This window comes from Actinomadura sp. SCN-SB (assembly GCF_043906805.1).
Lineage (GTDB): Bacteria > Actinomycetota > Actinomycetes > Streptosporangiales > Streptosporangiaceae > Spirillospora.
In genome coordinates this window covers 161,054-181,400 of sequence record NZ_JBIMPP010000001.1, presented here as the reverse complement: position 1 = coordinate 181,400, position 20,347 = coordinate 161,054, and the positions used below count along the sequence as shown (strand labels likewise).

General features: G+C 69.2%; 22 protein-coding genes. 6 read left to right on the top strand and 16 right to left on the bottom strand.

What is annotated here, in order from left to right:
• Positions 1 to 26 precede the first annotated feature (26 nt).
• From ACGWYJ_RS00925 to ACGWYJ_RS00860, 14 genes are all read right to left on the bottom strand, one after another.
• Entirely contained in the window at positions 27 to 659 is a 633-nt protein-coding gene (locus ACGWYJ_RS00925) for an ATP/GTP-binding protein (RefSeq protein ID WP_395103520.1), read from the bottom strand.
• Complete coding sequence (locus tag ACGWYJ_RS00920) at positions 640 to 1,038, bottom strand: DUF742 domain-containing protein (protein ID WP_285693091.1); 399 nt, start codon at positions 1,036 to 1,038, stop codon at positions 640 to 642. Before ACGWYJ_RS00920 ends, ACGWYJ_RS00925 begins: the two co-directional genes overlap by 20 nt.
• A 6-nt stretch (positions 1,039 to 1,044) precedes the next feature.
• Positions 1,045 to 1,458 (bottom strand): roadblock/LC7 domain-containing protein, encoded by a 414-nt coding sequence (locus ACGWYJ_RS00915; RefSeq protein ID WP_285693093.1) that lies wholly within the window; start codon positions 1,456 to 1,458, stop codon positions 1,045 to 1,047.
• Positions 1,455 to 4,064 (bottom strand): nitrate- and nitrite sensing domain-containing protein, encoded by a 2,610-nt coding sequence (locus ACGWYJ_RS00910; RefSeq protein WP_395103519.1) that lies wholly within the window; start codon positions 4,062 to 4,064, stop codon positions 1,455 to 1,457. Before ACGWYJ_RS00910 ends, ACGWYJ_RS00915 begins: the two co-directional genes overlap by 4 nt.
• A gap of 81 nt (positions 4,065 to 4,145) precedes the next feature.
• A complete protein-coding gene (locus ACGWYJ_RS00905) occupies positions 4,146 to 4,490 on the bottom strand; it encodes a hypothetical protein (RefSeq protein ID WP_395103518.1) in 345 nt (114 codons plus the stop codon).
• Between the two features lie 135 nt (positions 4,491 to 4,625).
• Positions 4,626 to 5,177: an ATP-binding protein gene (locus ACGWYJ_RS00900; protein ID WP_395103517.1), complete on the bottom strand. Its 552-nt coding sequence runs from the start codon at positions 5,175 to 5,177 to the stop codon at positions 4,626 to 4,628.
• Between the two features lie 171 nt (positions 5,178 to 5,348).
• On the bottom strand, positions 5,349 to 5,924 hold the full coding sequence (locus ACGWYJ_RS00895; RefSeq protein ID WP_395103516.1) for a PadR family transcriptional regulator: 576 nt from the start codon (positions 5,922 to 5,924) through the stop codon (positions 5,349 to 5,351).
• 167 nt (positions 5,925 to 6,091) lie between these two features.
• Entirely contained in the window at positions 6,092 to 7,891 is a 1,800-nt protein-coding gene (locus tag ACGWYJ_RS00890) for a fatty acyl-AMP ligase (protein ID WP_395103515.1), read from the bottom strand.
• 5 nt (positions 7,892 to 7,896) lie between these two features.
• Positions 7,897 to 9,705 carry an acyl-CoA dehydrogenase family protein gene (locus tag ACGWYJ_RS00885; RefSeq protein ID WP_395103514.1) on the bottom strand — a complete coding sequence of 603 codons (1,809 nt, stop codon included), beginning with the start codon at positions 9,703 to 9,705 and terminating at the stop codon, positions 7,897 to 7,899.
• Positions 9,702 to 10,154, bottom strand: a complete 453-nt coding sequence (locus tag ACGWYJ_RS00880) for a hypothetical protein (RefSeq protein WP_395103513.1) — start codon at positions 10,152 to 10,154, stop codon at positions 9,702 to 9,704. The genes ACGWYJ_RS00885 and ACGWYJ_RS00880 overlap by 4 nt, the downstream gene beginning before the upstream one ends.
• The gene (locus ACGWYJ_RS00875) at positions 10,151 to 11,221 is read right to left on the bottom strand and encodes an SGNH/GDSL hydrolase family protein (RefSeq protein ID WP_395103512.1); all 1,071 of its coding nucleotides are present in this window, start codon (positions 11,219 to 11,221) and stop codon (positions 10,151 to 10,153) included. Before ACGWYJ_RS00875 ends, ACGWYJ_RS00880 begins: the two co-directional genes overlap by 4 nt.
• A 58-nt stretch (positions 11,222 to 11,279) precedes the next feature.
• Complete coding sequence (locus ACGWYJ_RS00870) at positions 11,280 to 11,930, bottom strand: SGNH/GDSL hydrolase family protein (protein WP_395103511.1); 651 nt, start codon at positions 11,928 to 11,930, stop codon at positions 11,280 to 11,282.
• Positions 11,930 to 12,187 carry an acyl carrier protein gene (locus tag ACGWYJ_RS00865; RefSeq protein ID WP_395103510.1) on the bottom strand — a complete coding sequence of 86 codons (258 nt, stop codon included), beginning with the start codon at positions 12,185 to 12,187 and terminating at the stop codon, positions 11,930 to 11,932. The genes ACGWYJ_RS00870 and ACGWYJ_RS00865 overlap by 1 nt, the downstream gene beginning before the upstream one ends.
• 536 nt (positions 12,188 to 12,723) lie before the next feature.
• Positions 12,724 to 13,311, bottom strand: a complete 588-nt coding sequence (locus ACGWYJ_RS00860; RefSeq protein ID WP_395103509.1) for a hypothetical protein — start codon at positions 13,309 to 13,311, stop codon at positions 12,724 to 12,726.
• 290 nt (positions 13,312 to 13,601) lie between these two features.
• On the opposite strand from ACGWYJ_RS00860, the gene ACGWYJ_RS00855 reads away from it, so the two are divergent.
• From ACGWYJ_RS00855 to ACGWYJ_RS00845, 3 genes are all read left to right on the top strand, one after another.
• Complete coding sequence (locus ACGWYJ_RS00855; RefSeq protein WP_395103508.1) at positions 13,602 to 14,156, top strand: ATP-binding protein; 555 nt, start codon at positions 13,602 to 13,604, stop codon at positions 14,154 to 14,156.
• 307 nt (positions 14,157 to 14,463) lie between these two features.
• Positions 14,464 to 15,450 carry a hypothetical protein gene (locus ACGWYJ_RS00850; protein ID WP_395103507.1) on the top strand — a complete coding sequence of 329 codons (987 nt, stop codon included), beginning with the start codon at positions 14,464 to 14,466 and terminating at the stop codon, positions 15,448 to 15,450.
• Positions 15,451 to 15,488: 38 nt separating this feature from the next.
• Positions 15,489 to 16,304 carry a class I SAM-dependent methyltransferase gene (locus tag ACGWYJ_RS00845; RefSeq protein ID WP_395103506.1) on the top strand — a complete coding sequence of 272 codons (816 nt, stop codon included), beginning with the start codon at positions 15,489 to 15,491 and terminating at the stop codon, positions 16,302 to 16,304.
• Between the two features lie 98 nt (positions 16,305 to 16,402).
• Here ACGWYJ_RS00845 and ACGWYJ_RS00840 read toward each other — a convergent pair whose 3' ends face one another.
• Together ACGWYJ_RS00840 and ACGWYJ_RS00835 are read right to left on the bottom strand one after the other, a co-directional pair.
• Complete coding sequence (locus tag ACGWYJ_RS00840; RefSeq protein ID WP_395103505.1) at positions 16,403 to 16,666, bottom strand: hypothetical protein; 264 nt, start codon at positions 16,664 to 16,666, stop codon at positions 16,403 to 16,405.
• Between the two features lie 187 nt (positions 16,667 to 16,853).
• On the bottom strand, positions 16,854 to 17,447 hold the full coding sequence (locus ACGWYJ_RS00835; RefSeq protein ID WP_395103504.1) for a PadR family transcriptional regulator: 594 nt from the start codon (positions 17,445 to 17,447) through the stop codon (positions 16,854 to 16,856).
• A 126-nt stretch (positions 17,448 to 17,573) separates the two neighbouring features.
• Here ACGWYJ_RS00835 and ACGWYJ_RS00830 point away from each other — a divergent pair, with 126 nt between their 5' ends.
• From ACGWYJ_RS00830 to ACGWYJ_RS00820, 3 genes are all read left to right on the top strand, one after another.
• Positions 17,574 to 17,966 (top strand): nuclear transport factor 2 family protein, encoded by a 393-nt coding sequence (locus tag ACGWYJ_RS00830; protein ID WP_395103591.1) that lies wholly within the window; start codon positions 17,574 to 17,576, stop codon positions 17,964 to 17,966.
• 292 nt (positions 17,967 to 18,258) lie between these two features.
• Positions 18,259 to 19,011: a peptidoglycan recognition family protein gene (locus ACGWYJ_RS00825; protein ID WP_395103503.1), complete on the top strand. Its 753-nt coding sequence runs from the start codon at positions 18,259 to 18,261 to the stop codon at positions 19,009 to 19,011.
• 99 nt (positions 19,012 to 19,110) lie between these two features.
• Positions 19,111 to 20,346: a cytochrome P450 gene (locus ACGWYJ_RS00820; RefSeq protein WP_395103502.1), complete on the top strand. Its 1,236-nt coding sequence runs from the start codon at positions 19,111 to 19,113 to the stop codon at positions 20,344 to 20,346.
• Position 20,347: the final 1 nt, after the last annotated feature.

The following is a 20,347-nucleotide window of genomic DNA, read 5'->3' as shown; positions in this document are numbered from 1 at the left end:
GGTCGGAGGAGCAGGCCGGAGGGCGGTCAGAAGGCCATCACCGGGCCGCCCGTCCCGGTGTGGGACGCCGAACGCAGCGCGTGCTCGATCAGCCCGATCAGCACCTGCTTCGCCGAGCCCGGACGCCGCGCGTCGCACAGGATGATCGGCACCTGCGGGTCCACGTCCAGCGCGGTGCGGATCTCCGGCGCCTCGTACTGCTCGGCGCCCTCGAAGCAGTTCACCGCGATGACGAACGGGGTGCCGCGCCGCTCGAAGTAGTCGATCGACCCGAAGCTGGCGGGGAGCCTCCGGGTGTCGGCCAGCACCACCGCGCCGAGCGCGCCGCGCGACAGCTCGTTCCACATGAACCAGAAGCGTTCCTGGCCCGGCGTGCCGAACAGGTAGATCGCGACACCGTCGCGCAACGTGATGCGGCCGAAGTCCATCGCCACGGTCGTGGTCCGCTTGGCGGCCACGCCCTCGATGTCGTCCACGCCGATCGACGCGTTGGTCATCGCCTCTTCGGTGCGCAGCGGCCGGATCTCGCTGACCGCCCCGACGAGGGTCGTCTTGCCGACGCCGAAGCCGCCGGCGACAAGGATCTTCAATGCCACCCGAGGGCCGTCGGCGGCCTCCGCGGACGGGTCGGCGGGGGATTTAGAGCGCGCGTAGCTCATCGAGCACCCTTCTCAGGAGGTTCTGGTCGACCTGTGCGGTGGGCGGGCTCCACTGCTGCACGCCGAGCAGCCCCTGGTCCAGCAGATCCCCGGCGAGCACGCGGACGACGCCGAGCGGCAGGTCCACCTCCGACGCCAGGTCCGCGATGGTGTGCGGCCGCCGGCACACCGCCAGCAGGCGTCGCTGCTCGCGGGACAACCGAGCCAGGTCGGCCACACGACCGGTCGCGACGATGATGGCCACGATGTCGAGCGGCTCGCCGGTCGGCACCGTACGGCCACGCGTCATCGCGTATGGACGGACAATGGGCCCCGCGGCCTCGTCGATCCAGCGCTCCCTGCGCGGATCGTGGGGCCCACCGGCGGCTCTGGGGTCCATGCCCGGTCACCCTGATTCCGGCCCTGCGGTTCTCAGGCCCGTGGACAGCTGCCTGTGCACGCGCTTGACCAGCATCGTCATCTCGTAGGCCACCAGGCCCGCGTTGGCGCCGATCTCGCTGATCAGCGCCAGGCAGCTGTTGGCCCCGGCGGGGACGACGAAGAACAGGCCCTTCTCCATCTCGATCATGGCCTGACGGATCTCGCCCGACTCCAGTTGCGGCTGGGCGCCGACCGCCAGGCTCCAGAACCCCGCGGCCATCGCCGCCAGGTACTCGGCGTCCTCACGGCCGACCTCCCGGGACGCGCCCATCACCAGGCCGTCCCGCGACAGCACCACGACCTTGCGCACCTGCGGGACCCGGTTGACCAGATCGTCCAGAAGCCAGCCCAGTTCCGCGGTGACATCCGGCTGGGTCATGACGGACTCCCTTCTCCGTTGTATGCGTGTCCGCCCGGTCCCTCGTCCTCTTCACGGCCGCGCAGCCAGCCGGCCTGCAAGGAGGCGAACAGATCACGGGACGCCTCGGCGGCGCGGTCCTCTTCGGCCCACACGGGCGTGCCCTGGGTCGGGGTGGCGTCGTACGGCGGCGGCCCGACGTCCCTCAGCTGCGGCGCCAGGTTCTCCTGCCGCACACGGCGCGGCAGCGGCGACTTGCCCGACCCCGTGCCGAACGACTCCGGCGGGGTCGTCGGCTGCGGCACCCGAGGGATCCGGTCGCCCGGCCGCGGACCCGGCCGCGCCCACGACGTGTCCTGCATCGGCGGCGCCGTCTGCTCCGGGACGGGCGCCGACAGCTCGGCGTTGTTGCCGTTGCCGTTCTCGGCCGGCGCCGGGTTGCGCCACACCTCGACGTCGATCGCCTGCGTGGGCTGCGCCCACCCGTTGCCGTTCCCGCCGGGCGGTACGGCGGCGCCGTCGTCGCCCCCGCCACCGCCGTTCAGCACGACGGGACGGCCGGTGACCTGGGGACGGGAGATCGTGGCGCGCTCGGCGTCGGGCTCGTCCTCGGGCGTGCCCACGTCCACGATCAGCTCGCGCGGCACCAGCACCACCGCGCTGACCCCGCCGTACAGCGAGGGCTGCAACGCGACCTTGATGCCGTGCCGGTGCGCGAGCCGGGACACCACGAACAGCCCCAGCCGGTCGCTGTCGGCCAGGTCGAACTCCGGCGGCCTGGCCAGCCGCTGGTTGAGCGCGTCCAGCTCGGCCTGGTCGAGCCCGATCCCGCGGTCCACGATGTCCACCGCGAACCCGTTCGCGCCCATCTCCCCGCGCACCAGCACCTCGGTGGGCGGCGGCGAGAACACCGTGGCGTTCTCGATCAGCTCGGCCAGCAGGTGGATGACGTCCGCCACCACCTCACCGATCACCGCGGCGTTCGCGGAGACGACGACCACCTCGACACGGGTGTAGTCCTCCACCTCCGACACCGCCGCGCGCAGCACGTCGTCCACGTGCACCGGACGGCTCCATCCCCGTCCCGGCGAAGCGCCGGACAGGATGACCAGGCCCTCCGCGTGCCGGCGCATGCGGGTGGTCAGATGGTCGAGCCGGAACAGGTCCTCCAGCGCCTTCGGATCGGACGTGCCGCGCTCCATCTCGTCCAACATGCCCAGCTGCCGGTGCAACAGCGACTGCGCGCGCCACGCCACGTTCAGGAACACCCGGCTGATGCCCTTGCGCAGATGCGCCTCACTGACGGCCGTCTCGATCGCCGTCCGCTGCACCCGAGTGAACGCGTCCCCGACCCGCGACACCTCGGTCGTCTTCCCGACCACCAACGGCGGCGCCTCCGCCTGCACGTCCACTTCCTCACCGCGCCGCAACCGGGCCACCACCCCGGGCAGCCGATCCTCGGCCAGGTTCAAAGCGGCCCGCTGCAACCACCGCAACTCCCGCGACAGACTCCGCGCGGCCATGATGGACAGCACGATCGAGGCGATCACGGCCAGCAGCCCGAAGCCACCGGCGACCGCCATGCGCATCACGATCCGCTCGCCGATCGGCCCGGCCAGGTCGTTCACGGCGAGGCTGGTCTGAGTGACGGCCTGCTCCCATGCCTGCGACAGCCGCGGCGTGGTCGCCGACCAGCTCGCCGCGTCGGCGGGCAGCCGGCCGTCCGGCGACCTGGCGATGGCGACCTCCATGGCCCGGAAGCTCTTGTAGCCCTCGGACGCGCGGAGCCGCTCCAGCGGCGCCCGCAGCTCGGTGTCCAGGTCGTTCATGCCGGCGTCGAACTCGCGCCGCCCCATGGCGACCGACTGGACGAACGCCAGGTGCTCGGCCGGGGTCATCCTGCCGTTGTTCGCCAGCGCGGCGGTGACCAGGGCGTCCTCACGAAGCATGAACGCGCGGGAGTTGCCCAGGCTGATCAGCGCGCGGCCCTGCTCGAAGATCTTCAGGTCGTTGACGATGACCATTCGGCTGAAGGTCTGGATGATGTTGTCCAGCATCAGGCTGTAGCCGTCGATCACCCGCAGCGTCTCGATACGGCCGGAATCGACCGCCGACCGCAGCGCGGGCAGCTGCTGCAGCCCCTTCAACGCGACCGCGAGGCGCTGCTCGCTCTGCGCGTCGATGAACTCCTTGGTCTCGGGTGCCTCCGCTCCCTTGAGGAAGGTGGCCTGCAAGGCGTCCACCCGCTTGCGCTGAGCGGCGAGCCGCTGCGCTTCCTCGGCGCCGCCCTCGCCGCCGCTCAGCTTGCGGGCGCTGAGCGCGACCACGCTCAGCTGCCGTTCCTGCTGGAGCTGGTTGACGAAGAGCAGGCCGGGCAGGCCGATCCTCTCGTAGGCGGCGGAGTAGTCGTACTTGTCCAGCGCGGGTCCCAGCGTGATGCTCGCCGCGAAGCCCCACAGCCCGACCAGGGACAGCAGCGGGACCAGCAGCAACGCCGCGATGCGCAGCCGGATCGAGCGCCGGCGCGGAGGTTTCCGCTCGTGCGCCGTGTAGGTCTGGTAAGTGGCGGTGGTCCTCCGCTTGGCGGTGGCCTTGCGGGAGGCGGCCTCGTGGTTCCGACGGGCCATGCGATCACGTCCTCGGTCCGGTACCGTCCGTGCGCTTGCACGTGCCGAAATATCTGCCGGGATCCCCGGTGAAGGGGCCGGTCACAGGCGTGTCTCGTCCCTCGGCTGGGTCGCCAGGTGGCGCAGCCGCTTGGAGATCAGCACCACCGCCTCGGCATGCCCACGCTTGGCCTGTTCGCGGGTGGTGTACTGCCCGATGTCGGCGTGCGTCGTCGTATCGGAAACGATGGTCTGCCATAGCAACGGCCTTCCATTCGATGCGTATCCCTGATGGATCACGGTGAACCACGTCGACACGACCACCACTTCGGCGCCGACACGGATGATGTCCTGCGCGAGCAGGCGCGCCCCTATGTCGAGCAGGAGTCGCTGGGCCTCCTCTGAAGTGGCAGGTCGTCCATCTGCTCGGTAAAAGTCCACGGCCATGGCTGTCCCCATCGGCGCGGTCGAGTGCGCGAGGGCACGCGCCATCGCCTGTTTCAGGCATGGCGGTACCCACGCACGGCTTTACGTGGAGTTCGGGTCGGCGCCCCGGCCCGTCGCGCGGGCCGGCGCGTCAGATCACGGAATCAGTGAGGTAGCGGAACAGGGGGTGTCAGGGGACGGTTCGAGGAACGGCGCGGGCCAGGCGGTCAGTTCGCACCAGACGGACTTGCCCGAAGCGGTGACGTCCGATCCCAGGCGGTCCGCGATGGCGGCCACGAGGAACCAGCCGCGGCCGGTCTCGTCCATCAGGTCCACCCGCCGCACCCGAGGCGGTAGCGGGCTGGGGTCGTGTACTTCGATGCGGAGCCGTTCGCCGACCCGCAGCACCCGCAGGCGCAGCGTGGACGCGGCGGTCGTGGCGTGCCGCAGTGCGTTGGTGACCAGCTCGGACACCAGGATCTCGGCGTCGTCCCTGACATGCGCGATGCCGCGGGCGTTCACCAGGGTGCGCATGAAGGCTCGGGCGCGCGGGACGGAAGCGTGCACGGCGGGCAGGTCGAGCCCGTCCAAGGGCACTCGGGTTCTCATGGTGGCCTGGGAGACCAGTGCTGTCACGGCGGCCGTCATGGTCGCCGCGGCGGTCGCCGGCCCGTCAGGCCGCTGAACGGTGGGTTGTTCGGCCGACATGGTGGACACCTCCTCGGCTGAGCCGCGATGACACCGGCGTTCGCGCGGGAAGCGTCGGTACGTCGTGCGTGTCATGCGGGGTGTTAACCGGTGACGCGCCGGGGGAAGGCGACACGGGGCCCGGTACGGGGAGAACGGAGAGAACGGGGAGAAAGGGATGGCCGGATACGCTCATGACTCCGGCTCCTCGACGGTGGCCGTGCGTTCGCGCAACAGCCGTGCGGTACTGGTGAGCCATTCATAGGCGGACTGCTCGTAGGCGAGGCCACGAAGGCAGTTGAGGTACGGCCCGATCGGCTCACCCTTGCGCAGGAAGGTCTCCTCATCGAGGTTCCCGCGCAGCTTCTCCAGGTTGCGCTCGAACATCGCGACCTTGGCCTTGACGGTGAGAGCGCGTTCCTCCAGCTGTTTGATCACAGCCGACGCGGAAATATGATCGACCGCTTGGACCAGGACCAGGAGGTCCTCGCGGATGATCCCGGGCTTCGCGGGAACGGTCGCGAAACGTTCCAACTCCGCGAGCCCGGCACGGGTGACGGTGTAGACGCGCTTGTTCGGCCGGTCGTGCTGGATGATCTGCCGACCGGTGATCAGGCCCTCCGCCTCCAGCTTGTTCAACTCGGTGTAGAGCTGCTGCGGGACGGCGTGCCAGAAGCTGGACACCCCCAAGTCGAAGATCTTGGCGAGCTGGTATCCGCTGTACTCACCGTCGAGCAGAGCCGCGAGCACGGCATGCCGAAGCGCCATCGGTCACCCTCCCCCGCCGGTGTCCGGGTACCGGCGTCTGGGTATGTCCAGACCTTACTAGTCAAATCCCTGACTAGTAAGTGGGTTGAGCGAAATTAGTTGAAAAGTGAACAGCATTAACGGCCAGGAACGGAGTTAACCAAAAGGAACGGGTGAAAACGCGCAGGTCAGCCGCCCTGAGAAACGGCGGCGACGGCGGGCTCCGCCGCTCCCGCCAGTCGCTTGATCCTTCCCTCCAAGAATGCCTGCCTGGTGAGCTGCCGTTGCACCTTCCCGCTCGTCGTGCGGCGGACCGCCCCGCGTCCCGAGAGCACGACGCTCAGGGACGGCAACCCGAACTCGCGGGCGACCGCGGCGTGCGTGAGCGAGGCGAGCTCGGCGGGAGACCGGCCGCCGGCCGCCGCCGTACTGATCTCCTGGACGATGACCACCTGCTCCCGGCCCTGCTCCTGCCCCTGCTTCTCACCCTGCTCCCCACCATGCGACGCCGGGCCGTGCACCGCGAACGCGGCCGTGGTGCGGGCGGCCGGGTGCGCCGCCTTGGCGGCGGCCTCCAGGTCGTGAGCGTAGATGTTGTGCCCGTTGACGATGATCAGATCCTTGATCCGCCCGGTGATGTACAGCTCCCCGTCGCATCGGAAACCCAGGTCTCCGGTCCGCAGGAAGGGGCCCTCACCCGACGCGGTCATCGCCTCGAAGACCTCCCGTGATCGCTCCGGCCGGCGCCAGTACCCGCGGGCGACGCTTCCGCCGGCGACCCAGATCTCACCGACGTGCCCCTCAGGGAGCACGTCGCGGGTCTGCGGATCGACGATGCGTACGTCCAGGGTGACCGGTCGGCCACAGCCGACCAGCCGGCGCGTCTGCTTCTGTGCATCGGTACGTGGAACGCCCCGGTTCTGGCTCAACGCCTCGGCGTCGAAATCGCGCACCACCGGACCGGTGCCCAGCGGAGCGGCCGCCACCAGAAGCGTCGTCTCCGCCATGCCATAGCACGGCATCCAGACCTCGGGCCGGAACCCGACCTTGGCGAACCGCTCGACCATCGCCTCCAGCGTCCGGACCCGCACCGGCTCGGCCCCGTTCTTGGCGATGCGCAGGCAGCTCAGGTCGATCCCGTCCAGTTGCGCGTCGGTGACCCGGCGGGTCAGCAGCTCGTACCCGAAGTCGGGGCCGAGGGTGACCGTCCCCCGATGGCGGCTGATCATCTCCAGCCAGAGCACCGGGCGCTTGACGAACGTGATCGGCGAGGTGAAGACGTACTTGCAGCCCAGGTAGAGGGGCTCCATGAACTGCCCGATCAGCCCCATGTCGTGGTAGTGCGGCACCCAGCCGACCCCGACCGTCTCGTCGTCCCCAGCGATCCGCCGCTTGATCTCCTCGGCGTTGTAGAGCAGGTTGCCGTGGGTGACGACCACGCCCTTGGGATCGCTGGTCGAGCCGGACGTGTACTGCAGGAACGCGGGGGTGTCGGGCTCGATCACCGGCATCGTCCAGCCGTCGGGAGCGGCGTCCACATCGGTGTCGACGGCCAGGCATCGGGCCGCGCCCTCGCACCACGACTCCAGCATGCCGCGGTGCGCGTGGTCGGTGAGGATCCAGGTGATGTCCGCGTCGGCGATGATCCGGCGCGTCCGGTCCGAGCGACCCGCGTCCAGCTCCGGCAAGGGCGAGGGGACGGCGATGACACGGGCGTACAGGCAGCCGAGGAAGGCCACCAGGAACTCCAGCCCCTCCGGGAACAGCAGCAGCACGGCGCGGTCGCGCAGCCCCAGCGACTCCAGGTGCCGGGCCAGCGCCCGGGCGCGCCGGTCGAGGTCGGCGAACCCGAGCACGTCCTCCCGGTACCGGCGGCCCGGGCCGCGCTCCTCGCTCACGAACGTGAAGGTACGCGTGTCGCCGTACACGCGGACGTTCTCCCGCACCACCGCGAGAAAGCCCTCCGGCAGCCGGTGTGTCGACCGCATGCCGATCACCCGTCCAGGTCGCTGATCAGCGAGCCGGGGCCTTCGCCGTCCGCGAGCATCGACAGCGAGAACCAGCGGCGCTCGTCATAGCAGCGGAACATGACCTCCTCCAGCGCCGGCAGGTGCCGCTCCGACAGCCCGGTGTCGGGCTGCGCCCGCTCCAGCAGATGCTCCAGGCACAGGACGAGCCACGCGCCGTCGGCGAACGCGCCACCGAACCGGTCGTGATTGTGGATCCAGGTGAGCATGCACGAGATCATCGCGTGCAGCTCGCAGTACCGCTTGGCGCGGCGCAGGGCCGCCGCCGAGGTGGTGTCCTCGGGGTTCGCCCGGACGCCGGCGTGCAGCTCCGCGCGCAGCTCGCTGATCTTCGTCACGATCCGGGCGAGGTCGTCCGCCACCTCCGGCGCCGCGAACACCCGGGCGGCGCTCAGCAGCGTCTCGACGGTGGTCTCGTAGCGCCTGCCGATCTCGTCGTGGCCCTCGTTGCTCAGCTGGAGCAGGCGCCCGTCCGGCTTCCACTCCGGTGGGGTACGGGTCCAGCAGAACAGCTCGTCCAGCAGTTCCTCCGCCGACCCTGAGTCGGGCTGGTCCTCGACCAGGAACGGAAGCTGCGAGGCGACGTTGGCCAGGTTGACGTGCGTGGTGCCCTCGAAGATGCTCGCGATCGCGTGGTCGCGCTGCAGCTTCTGGAACACCCCGTGCGCCACGCCCTCGCGCAGGTAGCCGCGCGCCGCCAGCACCGCCCCGATGCTGGCCACGACCTCCTCGCCCTGGACGGGGACGAAGTACTTCACGATCGACGACCACAGGCTGAGCCGGCCGGGGGCGACCGTCAGGGCCCGCGCGACCGGGATCGCCATGCACTCGGCGATCAGCAGGTCCAGATGCGCCTTGACCATGTGCTCGCGGATGATCGGGATCTGGTAGATGTCGCCGCCGTACAGCGTGCGCTCCCTGGTGTACTCCATTCCGATCCGCACCACCGCGTCCATCGTGCCGATGGACAGCGCCGCGATGGCCGTGCGCGTGATCTGCAGGGCCTTCAGCGTCTGCACCAGGCCCGTCCCCGGACGGCCGATGATGGCGTCGCGGGACACCTGCGCGTTGTCGAAGGAGACCCCGCTCAGGTCGTGGCCGCGCAGGCCCACGGTGCGGACGGGAGGCAGGACCGACCAGGTACTGGGATCGAGGTCGTTCTTGTCGACCAGCACTAGGGAGAAGTCCTTCGACCCCGTCTTGACGTAGGTGGTGACGAAACGCCCGCGGGTCGCGTTCCCGACGGGCCACTTGGTGCCGGTGAGGACGAGGCTGTCCTCCTCCGACGACTCCGCGCGGGCCTCGTTGGCCATCACATCGCTGCCGTGGTCGGCCTCGGAGACGCCGAAGCAGGCGAGGTCCCCGTTCAGCACCCCGTCCGCCACGGTCTTCTGCTGGCGGTTGTCACCCCAGAGCCAAACCGGGTTCACGGCCAGCAGGCCCGACCCGTACATTACCGCGACCGTCAGGCTGCGGCGGGAGATGCCGCGGGTGACGAAGAACAGCTCTTCCAGGGTGGCGAGCCGCCCGCCGAGGTGCAGCGGCACCAGGTACTCGGGGAAACCCCACGCGCGGACGGTCTCGACGGCGCCGGCCGGGAGCAGGTCGCGCTCCTCGGCCTCGACGATGGACTTGTAGGAGAACGGACCCGCGGCGTCGTCCATCGGGTCGCCGAGGTAGGACTCCAGATCGGCCGCGATGCGGTGCGCCGGAGACAGCCCTACGCGTGGGGAGACGTGGCTTATCATCTTCGCTTCCCTCTTCTGCATCGTCATGCGGACGCCGCCAGCTCCTCCATCCGCCTGCCGACCGCCCTGGCGAGCGTCATCGTCGCGGGCAGCGGGCGGACCATGACCGTGAACTCGGCGACCAGGCCCTCGCGGTTGAAGGTGAGCAGGTCCAAGCCCTGCACGGGTTTCCCCATGACCGTGGCGCTGAACACCAGCGCCTGGGCGGGCGCCCCGGCCGCCGACGGTTCGCCGACCGGAGTGCCGCCCGCCGTGCCATGCCACCTGGGCAGCGCGGTTCCGGCGAGGTCATGGGTGTAGTGGAAGTCCTCGAGGGTCTCGGTGAGGACCCGCAGGAGCGTGGTGACCTCGTTCCGTCCCCGGAGCGGGCGCACCAGCACCGGGCTGTGGAACTCGACCGCGGGATCTAAGGCACGGAAGGCCGCGACCAGGTCCTTGGCCTCCACCGCGGCCCGGAAGGTACCCGGGACGATCACGACGGTGGCTCCCTCACCTCGACCGCTGCCGCGCTCGCGACCACGCCCCGTACGGGAGCCCGGCCGTTGCCGTTCCGGCTGCCATTGCCGTTGCCGTTCACGCGGATCCTGTCGGGCCCGGTGGGGAACCGCACCGCGCGCGCCAGATCCTCGGCCCAGGCGCGATAGCCGACCGGCGACGGGTGGAAGCCGTCGGAGGCGAACATGCGCGGGTCGGCGGCCATGTCCGCGTCCATGGGGACGTGGACGGCGCCGTAGGCGCGCGCCACCTCCTGCATGATCCGGTCCATCGACTTGGCGCGTCCGCCCATGACGGTGCGCAGCGGCTGAGGCAGCGCGGGGAACCGGTGGACCGGCGGCATCCCGGCCAGGATCACCTGGGCCTTCTCGTACCGCCCGCGCAGGGCGGCGACCAGCGCGGTCAGGTCCAGGCTCCACGAGCGCAGCGGACGACGGTGCATCAGGTCGTTGATCCCGATGGTGATGACGACGATGTCGGGATTGAAGCCGTTCAGTGAAGGCACCACTTCGCGGAACACCCTGCGGGCCGTCGCGCCGTTCTTGCCGGCGACGGACCAGGTGACGCCGCAGTGGTGAAGCTCCCTGAGGCAACCGGAGAGGAAGCCGGGCAGCGCCTCGGTGTGGTCGGACGCTCCGACGCCGGCCGCCGTGGACTCGCCGATCACCAACAGGCGTACGAGGGGAACGGACCCGGGAACGGTGCCCTGGTGGGCGCCCGCCGCCGGGTGGAGGCGCGGCGTGCGCCGGACCGTCCGCCGGGCCTGGATCATCAGGACGGGCGCGAAGAGGACCGACATGGCGGCGCGGGGGACGGCGGTGAAGGCGCGGGCCGTGCGGCCCTGAGGCGCCTTGGATGAGGACGATGCCGATGAAGACGGTGAAGCGGTGGCGACCCTTTCGGACGAGCCGTTGACGTTGACCGTGCCTGTCGAACCTCCATGACCGTTGCCGTTGCGGGCTCCGTTGGACAGCGCGGAGCCGTGGGCGCCGATCGTGGCGTCGCCGTTCGTGGTTCGGGTGGCACGGGTGAAGGAGAGTGGTCTCATCTCTCTACCCCATACTGTGACTAACCCGATCGCGGGTTATTCAAATGTTTGATTATTCCTATGACGCGGTCGCGTGCTCTCCTAGCAGATTGCGCGAGACTTGAGTGATGACCTCCGCGACATACGCATGACCCGCGGGGTTGAGGTGGATCCCGTCGATGGCCCACAACGACTGATCCATGACGAGGGGCACGGCCTCCGACTCAAGGAACTCCATGCCGAATGCACGTGCGGCCCGGCTCAGTTCTTCGTTGATGATTTGAATACGTTCGAGTATCCGGTTCTTCCGGAAGTTGGAGATGATAGATCGTTCCAGCAGCGGGGGGCGGGGTACGGGGGCGACGATGCCCACCGCGCCGACCGACCTCGCCCAGCCCAGGATCTCGGCCAGATGCCCGGCGGCCTCGACCCTGTCGAACCCGTTGATGGCGTCGTTCATCCCGCAGCTCAGGATCACCATCCGCGGTCGCAGATGGCGGACCGCCGGCAGCTCCTCCGCGACGACCTGCGCCAATCCGGCGCCCGGGGTCCCGGCGTTGACGACGCGGTCTTCGGGCAGGTAGAGCGCCTCGGCGAGACGCCCGGCCCAACCGCGCCAGCCACCGGCCTGATCGGGGTCGTTGCGACCCTCGGCCACACTGTCGCCCAACACGACCAGCTCGGCTCCCGCATCGCCGGGCTCGCCGTTCAGGACGGCCAGTGCGTCCATCAGCCGACCAGTTCGAGCAGGTAATCGGTGAGCGCGTCGACAGTGCCACGGCTCCTCGCCTTGGCCACGTCCACCTCTACCTGCAGATGGTCTTCGATGTCACTGATGATGCTGATGGCGTAGACCGAGTCCATCCCGTACCGGGCCAGCTCGACCTTGGGGTCGATGCTGTCCACCGGCTTGTCGAGATAGAACGCGATCCGGTCGAGGAGCCACTGCTCCAGACCGTCCCGAGATATGGTCTGTGTTTCGTGCACCGCGTTCCCCTTCTGCTGGGCGATCTTTTCGGTTGGGATCCCCCGAGACTCGCGATTCTCCGGCGCCGGCCACTCGAAGATTACCGCCGTGACCGTATCAGATGACACAGTCGACTGTGAACGGTCGGAAACTATTTATTTTCGGCGCTGTAAACACAGTTAGTCACGCGGTAATGGGTCCGAACATAAGTCGGTGCACACTGTGATCAGTGGGGTGCTCCCCATGGTGCCCACCGTGGCCGCGGACCTGGGCTTACTATAGATCGTTTACTTTAGTAAACGCCGTTCACCTGCGTAAATGCCCGCACGGACGTGGCGCGATCGATCCCGTCAGGCGGAGGAGTCCCATCGCGACTCCCGCCCATCGACGTGAGATCAGGGGTATTTGGGACAGTGCTCAACCCCTGGTTACGAACCTTCTGTCCGCCCACGATCGATCACGCTCCGCAGCGAGACCGCCGTGTTCATCAACTCTGCGTGACCATCAGGGGGCTCTCACGCAACCCATACCGCATCGGATACACCCTTCTACCCCCTTAGGCGGCGGTCACCGTCTGGAGCAGGCCCCAAACGAAGTGCGCCACGTAGACGGGGCCCTCGGCCTCGCCCTCCGCGCCGCCCGGCCGGCCGTCCGGGACGGTGAAGGTGGCGTGCCAGCGGCTCGGCACCTCGCCCGCCTGGTGCTGCACGCCGTCGAAGCACCGGTCGAGATCCCCGACCACGCATGACCACGGCACCAGGTCGTCGACGTCCTTCAGCGACGGCACCGGGGCGCCTTCGGCGCGGACCAGCCATTCCTGGAGGATCGTCCCGTCGGGTGCGGTCAGCGTCTCGTAGCGGAGGTCGGGCCAAAGCGAGAGGGGCCACCGCTCCAGTTGGCACACGATCCCGGCGAGCCTCTGCTCCTCGGCCTCAAGGGGAGGTCCGAGCACCGCGGCGAGCCTTGCCCGTCCATGCGCGAACCCCCGCGACCGCACCATGCGCTGCCAGCGGGCGTTCACCTCACGCATCTCGGTACGCGAGGCGCCCAGCGACCTGGCCGCCTCCGCCACCAGGTCCGGCTGGTAGTCCGCCATCCGCCGGAGCAGGACCAGCTGGAACTCCCGCCTCGCGAACCCCTTCATGCGTCCATGCCTACCAGGAGAGCCAGGACACCCGGGCACGGAGCACTCAGGGCGGGAAGCGACCACGGCGGGCCGAGGCGCCTGGCGACGAGGCGCGCAGAGGACTTTCCGCAGCGTGCCGTAAGGGGTTTGCGCGCATGCAAGCGGCGGTGACTGGATCGGGGGGCCGCGTCACAGTTGAAGCGGTGCGAGCGGAGCCTCGGCAAGGCTCGTGCGAGCCCGCCGCCTTCCGATCACCAGACACAGAGCACATGTTCGGTTACAGCCCAACACGTGGAACAGCCGCCGCAATGGATGCACTTGACACTTGGCCAGGATCCCCGGCGTTCCTCGCGGGCTCCTACGTCGAACCGTCTCCCGAACCCTCCCTCGAACTGGGTCCGCCTCCCGACCTGAGCAAGACCGCGTCCACGCGCTCCGCGGGCGTGCTGGGAGAGATCGACCTCGCCGCCACCCCGGCCGCGGTACGGCTGGCCCGCTCCTATATCCGGGAGCTGGTCGGCGAGTGCCTGGGCCCCGAGCCGGACGTCTTGGACGATCTCGAACTGCTGACCTCCGAGTGCGTCACCAACTCGGTCACGCACGCGCGGCCCCGGCGGAACGGCACGGTCATGCTCTCGGTCCTGCACTCCGGGCGCACGGTACGGGTGGAGGTCACCGACGGCGGCCCGCGTACAGGGGTCAGGCATCCCTCGGAGGACCCGCTGCCCATCGACGGGCGGGGGCTGCGGCTGATCGAGGCGATCGCCATCGACCACGGGCGGCACCGCGACATCGCCGGTTCCGCGACGTTCTGGTTCGAGGTGGGGATCACGGGCGACCGTCCCGACCCGGCGCTCGGATAACGGACGCACACCAATCCCTCCCGACGGCGGTGCCGAGATGACCAGTCCGCAACGGCGGGCGCCCGTGCCCCTCGCGTTCGCGCCCAGGTCACACACGGCGCTGAGCCCTGCGCGGAGCCTGTCCGGGGGCTCGACGCGGAGCCCGGCACTGACCGGCATCCCCGGCGGATCGTCCATTGGGCACTTGCCGGAGCGGTCGGCCCCTATACGATCGAAGTGCCAGTCAGGGCCTCCCGTAGGGCGAGTCATGCCACCCGACAGCGAGCCGAGATCTCTCTCAGAAATCGCCGGTGAACTTGGGCTGAACATGTCCGATGTCGCGATGTTCTCCGGATTGGACGAGAGCACCGTCTCCCGGCTGTGGGACAATTTCGGATGGCTGGACCGGATCAGCGGGCGTTCCCTGCAAAGCCTGATGTCCTCGATTCCGGGGATCGCCGAGTATTCCATGTCGCATTCCCTGCGGCGCCGCCGGGACATGCTCGTGACCGATCTTCACGACGAGGGCCTGACGGTCGATCTGACGGCCGTGGAAAAGGCTCCGGTCGCGCAGCAGTACGTCTTGAACGCCCTTGAGGCGGCACTTCACATCATGCGGGGGAACGCGGGCCAGCAGGTGTCGTCCTATCTGGCGCGATTCTGGGGCCGTGAACCGGACGCCGCGTTGTCGGTGCTGTATTCGACCGAGCCGGGCGAGGGCCTGCTGGAGAACCCGCGGGCACTGGTCGAATCGTCGGTCGACCTGGCGCCACGGCTGGGCCGCAAGACGTACTCGTTCCACTCGATCCTCGCGCTGAACATCCTGACGCACCAGGTCAGCAAGGTGACAAGGGTGCTGGACACCGACCTGGACCCGCAGGGAGCCGGACGGCAGGACGCGTTCATGATGCGCGGAGTGGTGATGGGCGCGCTGATCGGCTCGGACGACACCGAACTGGCCGAGAAGTACCATCGGAAACTGGAGCGGACCCCGATCTTCACGGCACTGGAGGAATGGTCGTTCCCCACGTACACGAGGGACAGCAGGATCACCTCGGACTTCACCCTTCCGAGTTCGCTGCTGCTGCGGAACACCGCACGTGAGGTACTGCGTGAGATAGCGGCCTACAATGACGCCTATCTCTACTACCTCGTCACGACGTACATTCCACTGGGATTGCAACGCGATCCCACGTTCGGTGGCCGGCTGGACGATCTGGTGTCCGCGCTGGAAAGGCGTGCCGTCGAATGCGGGGAACGGCGGATCAGGGACGCCTGCGTGCGGCTGGCGAAAAGGCTCAGGGGCATGGCCTGAAGCATGCCGGAAAAGGTTGCTGGAGAGGTTGGTTGCCGGTGGACGACGCGACGCGCACGGCGCCACAGAACACGGAGTCGAACGACGGCACAGGGCCGGACGACACCGCGCCGAGGAATCTGACGCGGGAGCGATGGGAGGCCAATGCGGAGTACTGGGTGAAGATCATCCGCGAGCGCCGCGACCGGTATCGCACCGAGCTGACCGACGGGGCCATGCTGGACGCGGTCGGCCCGTGCGCGGGGCTGCGGATTCTGGACGCGGGCTGCGGCGAGGGCTACCTCTCACGCGAGCTGGCGTCCCGGGGCGCCGACGTCACCGGTGTGGACCTCGCCCAGGGCCTGATCGACGCGGCCGACGCCCATCCGCCGGTGGAAGGCGGCTCGGTCTCGTACCTCCGGGCCAGCGTGGACGAACTGCCGTTCGGGGACGACGAGTTCGACCTGGTGGTCTGCAACCACCTGTTCAGCCATCTACGGGACCCGAAGGACGCGATCGGCGAGTTCGCCCGGGTGCTCAAGAGCGGCGGGCGGCTGGTCGTGCTGACCCTGCATCCCTGCTTCTACGTCGAGAACTCCGAGCACGGCGCGATGACGAGCGTGCCGGCCGACCGCTACTTCCGGCCGCGCGGGATCGACCAGCGCTTCCTCGTGGACGGGCTGCGGTCGCCCGCGGAGATCACATCCTGGCTGCGTCCGCTGGAGTACTACTCTGGAACGCTCCGAGACGCCGGATTCGTCATCGCGGACCTGCGTGAACCCCATCCCAGCGCGGAGCGGCTGCGCGACGACCCGTGGTGGCGCGAGGGCTTCCCGACCGCCATCTTCATCCTGATCATCGCCGAACTCCGCTGACCACCGCCTCGTCGGCCCGCCCTCGTGGACGCGGCCACCCGGACGTGACTGCGCGGGCGGATCCCGTCGGATCCCGCCCGCGCGGCTACGACCTCAGATCAGCGGTTCTCCCTCCGCGTGTCCCTCACGTCCGACCGGGTCCGCGTGTCGAGCCGGTCGCGGTCGGCGGCCCGCCGCTCGTCCGCGACACCGGCCGCGTCACGGGCCTCGGCCCCGGTCGGCTGCGCGATCCGCTCGCCCGCCGTGCCCGGACGGTCGGCGCCGTGACCCTGCATGCGCAGCTTGTCCCCCGGCTTGGCGGAGCCGCCGCGGCCCGTCTTCGGCGCCGCCTTGCGGCTCGTGCCCTTGTTCTGCTTCGCCATGCCGCTTTCCCCTCTCGGTGGTACGGGACCCTTCCCCTGAGACCGGCGCCCGGGGTGCTGAGGTCGTCCCCCTGAGTGAAAGGTCATCGACACCGGGACGATCCCCCGCGGCCACGCCCCTATGCCAACGAGATCGCCAAGCTTCCCGCCGCACTGGGCAACCGCGCACGCGGGGGACGAACCGCGGTCAGGGCAACTGGCGCTCGTGGGTCTCGGCGACGCGCGTCCGGGCGCGGAGGATGGTGAGGACGCTCTCGCTCCACCGCAGGTGCTCCTGCTCGTGGCCACGGCCGCGCATCAGCGTGAGGTACGGGCCGACGCGCTCGACGGTGCGGACGTACTCGTCCTCGTCCCGGCCGGCGAGCATGCGCGCCCGCAATCGGTCGTAGCGGGCCAGCTTGGCCCGCGACCACTCCATCCGCTCTTCGATCGCGGCGATGACGGCGTCCACGTCCTTCTCGTCGCCCGCGTCCACCGCCTGGACCTTGACCAGCAGCTCCCCGCGGACCGCGTCGGGACGGGTCGGCGCGGCGAGGAAGGTGCGGAGGGCGGCGCGTCCCGCCTCCGTCATGCTGAACATCCGCTTGTTGGGGCGCCGCTCCTGCTCGACGACGCGCGCGGTGACCAGCCCCTCGCCGTCGAGCCTGTCGAGCTCGCGATAGAGCTGCTGCGGTGTCGCCGACCAGAAGTTGGCAACTCCGGCATCGAACCGTTTTGCCAGCTCATAGCCGGAAGCCTCCCCTTCGAGGAGGGCCGCGAGCACCGCGAATTTCAAAGACACCTGGACAACCTACCAGGGGTCGTAATAGCGTACACACCTATTAAAAAATTTGATTATTTGGAACCATGAGTGCTGAGCACCCGGCGCCGACGCGCTTGGCCCAGCGCCGATCTGGAGGGGTGAGTGATGCACCCGTTGCGCCGAGCGGCGGAGACGGAGGCGATCGACGAGGTCCAGGCGTTGCTCGCCGAGAACGTGGTCTTCGTCAGCCCGGTGGCGTTCAGCCCCTACACCGGGCGCGACATGGTCAGCGCCATCCTGCGCGGCGTCTACGGGGTCTTCGAGGACTTCCGGTACGAGAAGGAGCTCGGTCACCCGAACGGACGCGACTACGCGCTGATCTTCAAGGCCCGGGTGGGCGACCGCGAGATCCACGGCTGCGACCTGGTCCACCACGACGAGAACGGCCTGATCGACGAGTTCACCGTCATGGTCCGCCCGCTGTCGGCCGTCAACGCGCTCGCCTCCGCGATGCGTCCCAAGTTCGCCCTCATCGAGCGTGAGGCCGGCATCGCATGAGGCCGGCCGAACCGGCTTGAACCGGCTGTAGTCGGCACGGTCTGAAGCTCACCTGGAGGAACAGCGGATCCGCCCGGCACCGGTCTGGTCCACGGTCCGGGCGGACCCGCCTTCAGGCACGGGGAGCTGGCTCACCGGCGCGCGGTGGGCCCACATGTCACAAGACTCGACGAATTCATGCCCCAGACCGCACAAAGCGTTCCCTCACGCCTGTCTCCACCGAAGGATCTCCACTACCGTTCGGCCGCGAGAGTCCCTGTCGCCCGATCGCCACTTCGAGGAGCTCCCGCTCATGTTCGGAGACAGCCCGCTCGACCGCCGTACCCTGCTTCGCGGTGGCGTCACCGTGACCGGTGGCGCGCTGCTCGGTGTGGCCGCGACCGCCTCGCCCGCGCTGGCGGCGCCGATGGTGCACACCCGCGCCGACTGGAACGCGCGGCCGCCGAAGTCCCCCGCCACCGTCCTCAACCAGGCGCCCGACCACATCGTCGTCCACCACACCGCCTCCGCCAACCAGACGGACTACTCAGTCGCCGCCGCCTACGCCCTGTCGCGCTCGATCCAGAACTTCCACATGGACTCCAACGGCTGGGCCGACACCGGCCAGCAGCTCACGATCAGCCGCGGCGGGCATCTGATGGAGGGACGCAACCGCAGCCTGTCCGCGATCCAGGCCGGTGACCACGTGGTGGGCGCGCACGTCGCGAACCACAACTCGCACACGATCGGGATCGAGAACGAGGGCATCTACATGACCGTGGCGCCCACGGCGGCGCTGTGGGCGAAGCTCGTCGAAACGTGCGCGTGGCTGTGCGACGTGTACGGCCTCTCGCCGTCCGCCATCGTCGGGCACCGTGACTACAACGCGACCGCCTGCCCTGGTGATGTCCTGTACGCCATGCTTCCCGACCTGCGCAACGAGGTCGCCGCGAAGCTGAACCTGGCGAGGGTTCGATACTCCCCGCCCAAGCCGAGCCGCATGCCAGGTCCTCGTCACACCTTCGACCACGGCCCGGCCATCGGCCCCGCCGACCGGGTTCGCTGACCTGGCGGAGAGCGATGACCGACTGATCAGAGGAAATCGGTCTGGCCGGACGCTGCGGATCCTGTTGAAGTACGGATCCAATACCCCCATGCTTGACCCATGGCGCAGGCGGTCCGACGGGCGGAGATCCTCGGGTTCGACCCGCTCGCAAATGCCTTCCGAGCCGATCCCTACGCCCGGTATCGGGAGTTGGACGCGGTCGGCCCGCTCGTTCGCACTCCCGTCGGCCTGTGGGTCACCACCAGGTACGAGCTGTGCGAGCAGGTGCTGCGCGACCCGGGTTTCGGCCACGAGCCGACCTACAGCGTCGTGTGGCGAGATTCTCCGATGCGGCGGCACACCTTCCTGACCATGGATCCGCCCGACCACACCCGGCTGCGGCGGCTGGTCAGCAAGGCGTTCACCGCCCGCCTGGTGGAACGGCTGCGGCCGCGGGTCGAGGAACTGGTCGCCGAGCTGATCGCCGAGATTCCCGAGAACGAGCCGGTGGACCTGATCGCCGCGCTGGCCTACCCCCTGCCGGTGATTCTCATCAGCGAGCTGCTGGGCGTACCGCCGGAGGACCGCGACCTGTTCAAGGGGTGGTCGAACGCGCTGGCGCGCGGTCTGGACCCCGACTTCCTCCTGCCCCTGCGCGATCTGACGCGGCGGGACCAGGCTCGTGAGGAGTTCGTCGAGTACTTCCGTGAGCTGGCCGCGCGGCGGCGTGCCGAGCCACGCGACGACCTGCTCAGCGCGCTGGTCGCGGTGCGCGACGGCGGCGAGGCGCTGTCGGAGGAGGAACTGCTGGCCACCTGCGTGCTGCTCCTGGTGGCGGGCCACGAGACCACGGTCAATCTGATCGGCAACGGCTCGCTGGCGCTGCTGCGCAACCCGGACCAGCTCGCGTGGTTCCGTGACCATCCCGAGGAGTCGGCCGCCGCGGTCGAGGAGCTACTGCGCTACGACCCGCCGGTGCATCTCGCGCTGCGGGGCGCCCTGGAGGACCGGGACGTGGGCGGCACCACCGTCAAGAAGGGCGAGATGGTGGCGCTCGTCCTCGGCGCCGCCAACCGCGACCCGAGCGTCTTCCGTGACCCGGACCGGCTGGACCTGACCCGGTTCGCCGGTGCGGCGAGAAGCGGGGCGGCCCGGCACCTGGTCTTCGGGCACGGAATCCACTACTGCCTCGGCGCTCCTCTGGCCCGGCTCGAAGGTCAGGTGGCGCTGCGACGCCTCTTCGAGCACGAGGTGTCCCTGGCGGAGACCCCGCTCACGTATCGCGACAACCTTGTCCTCCGGGGCCTTTCCGCCCTTCCCGCGGCCGTGGGCAAAAAGCGCTGGCCCTCGTCCTAGC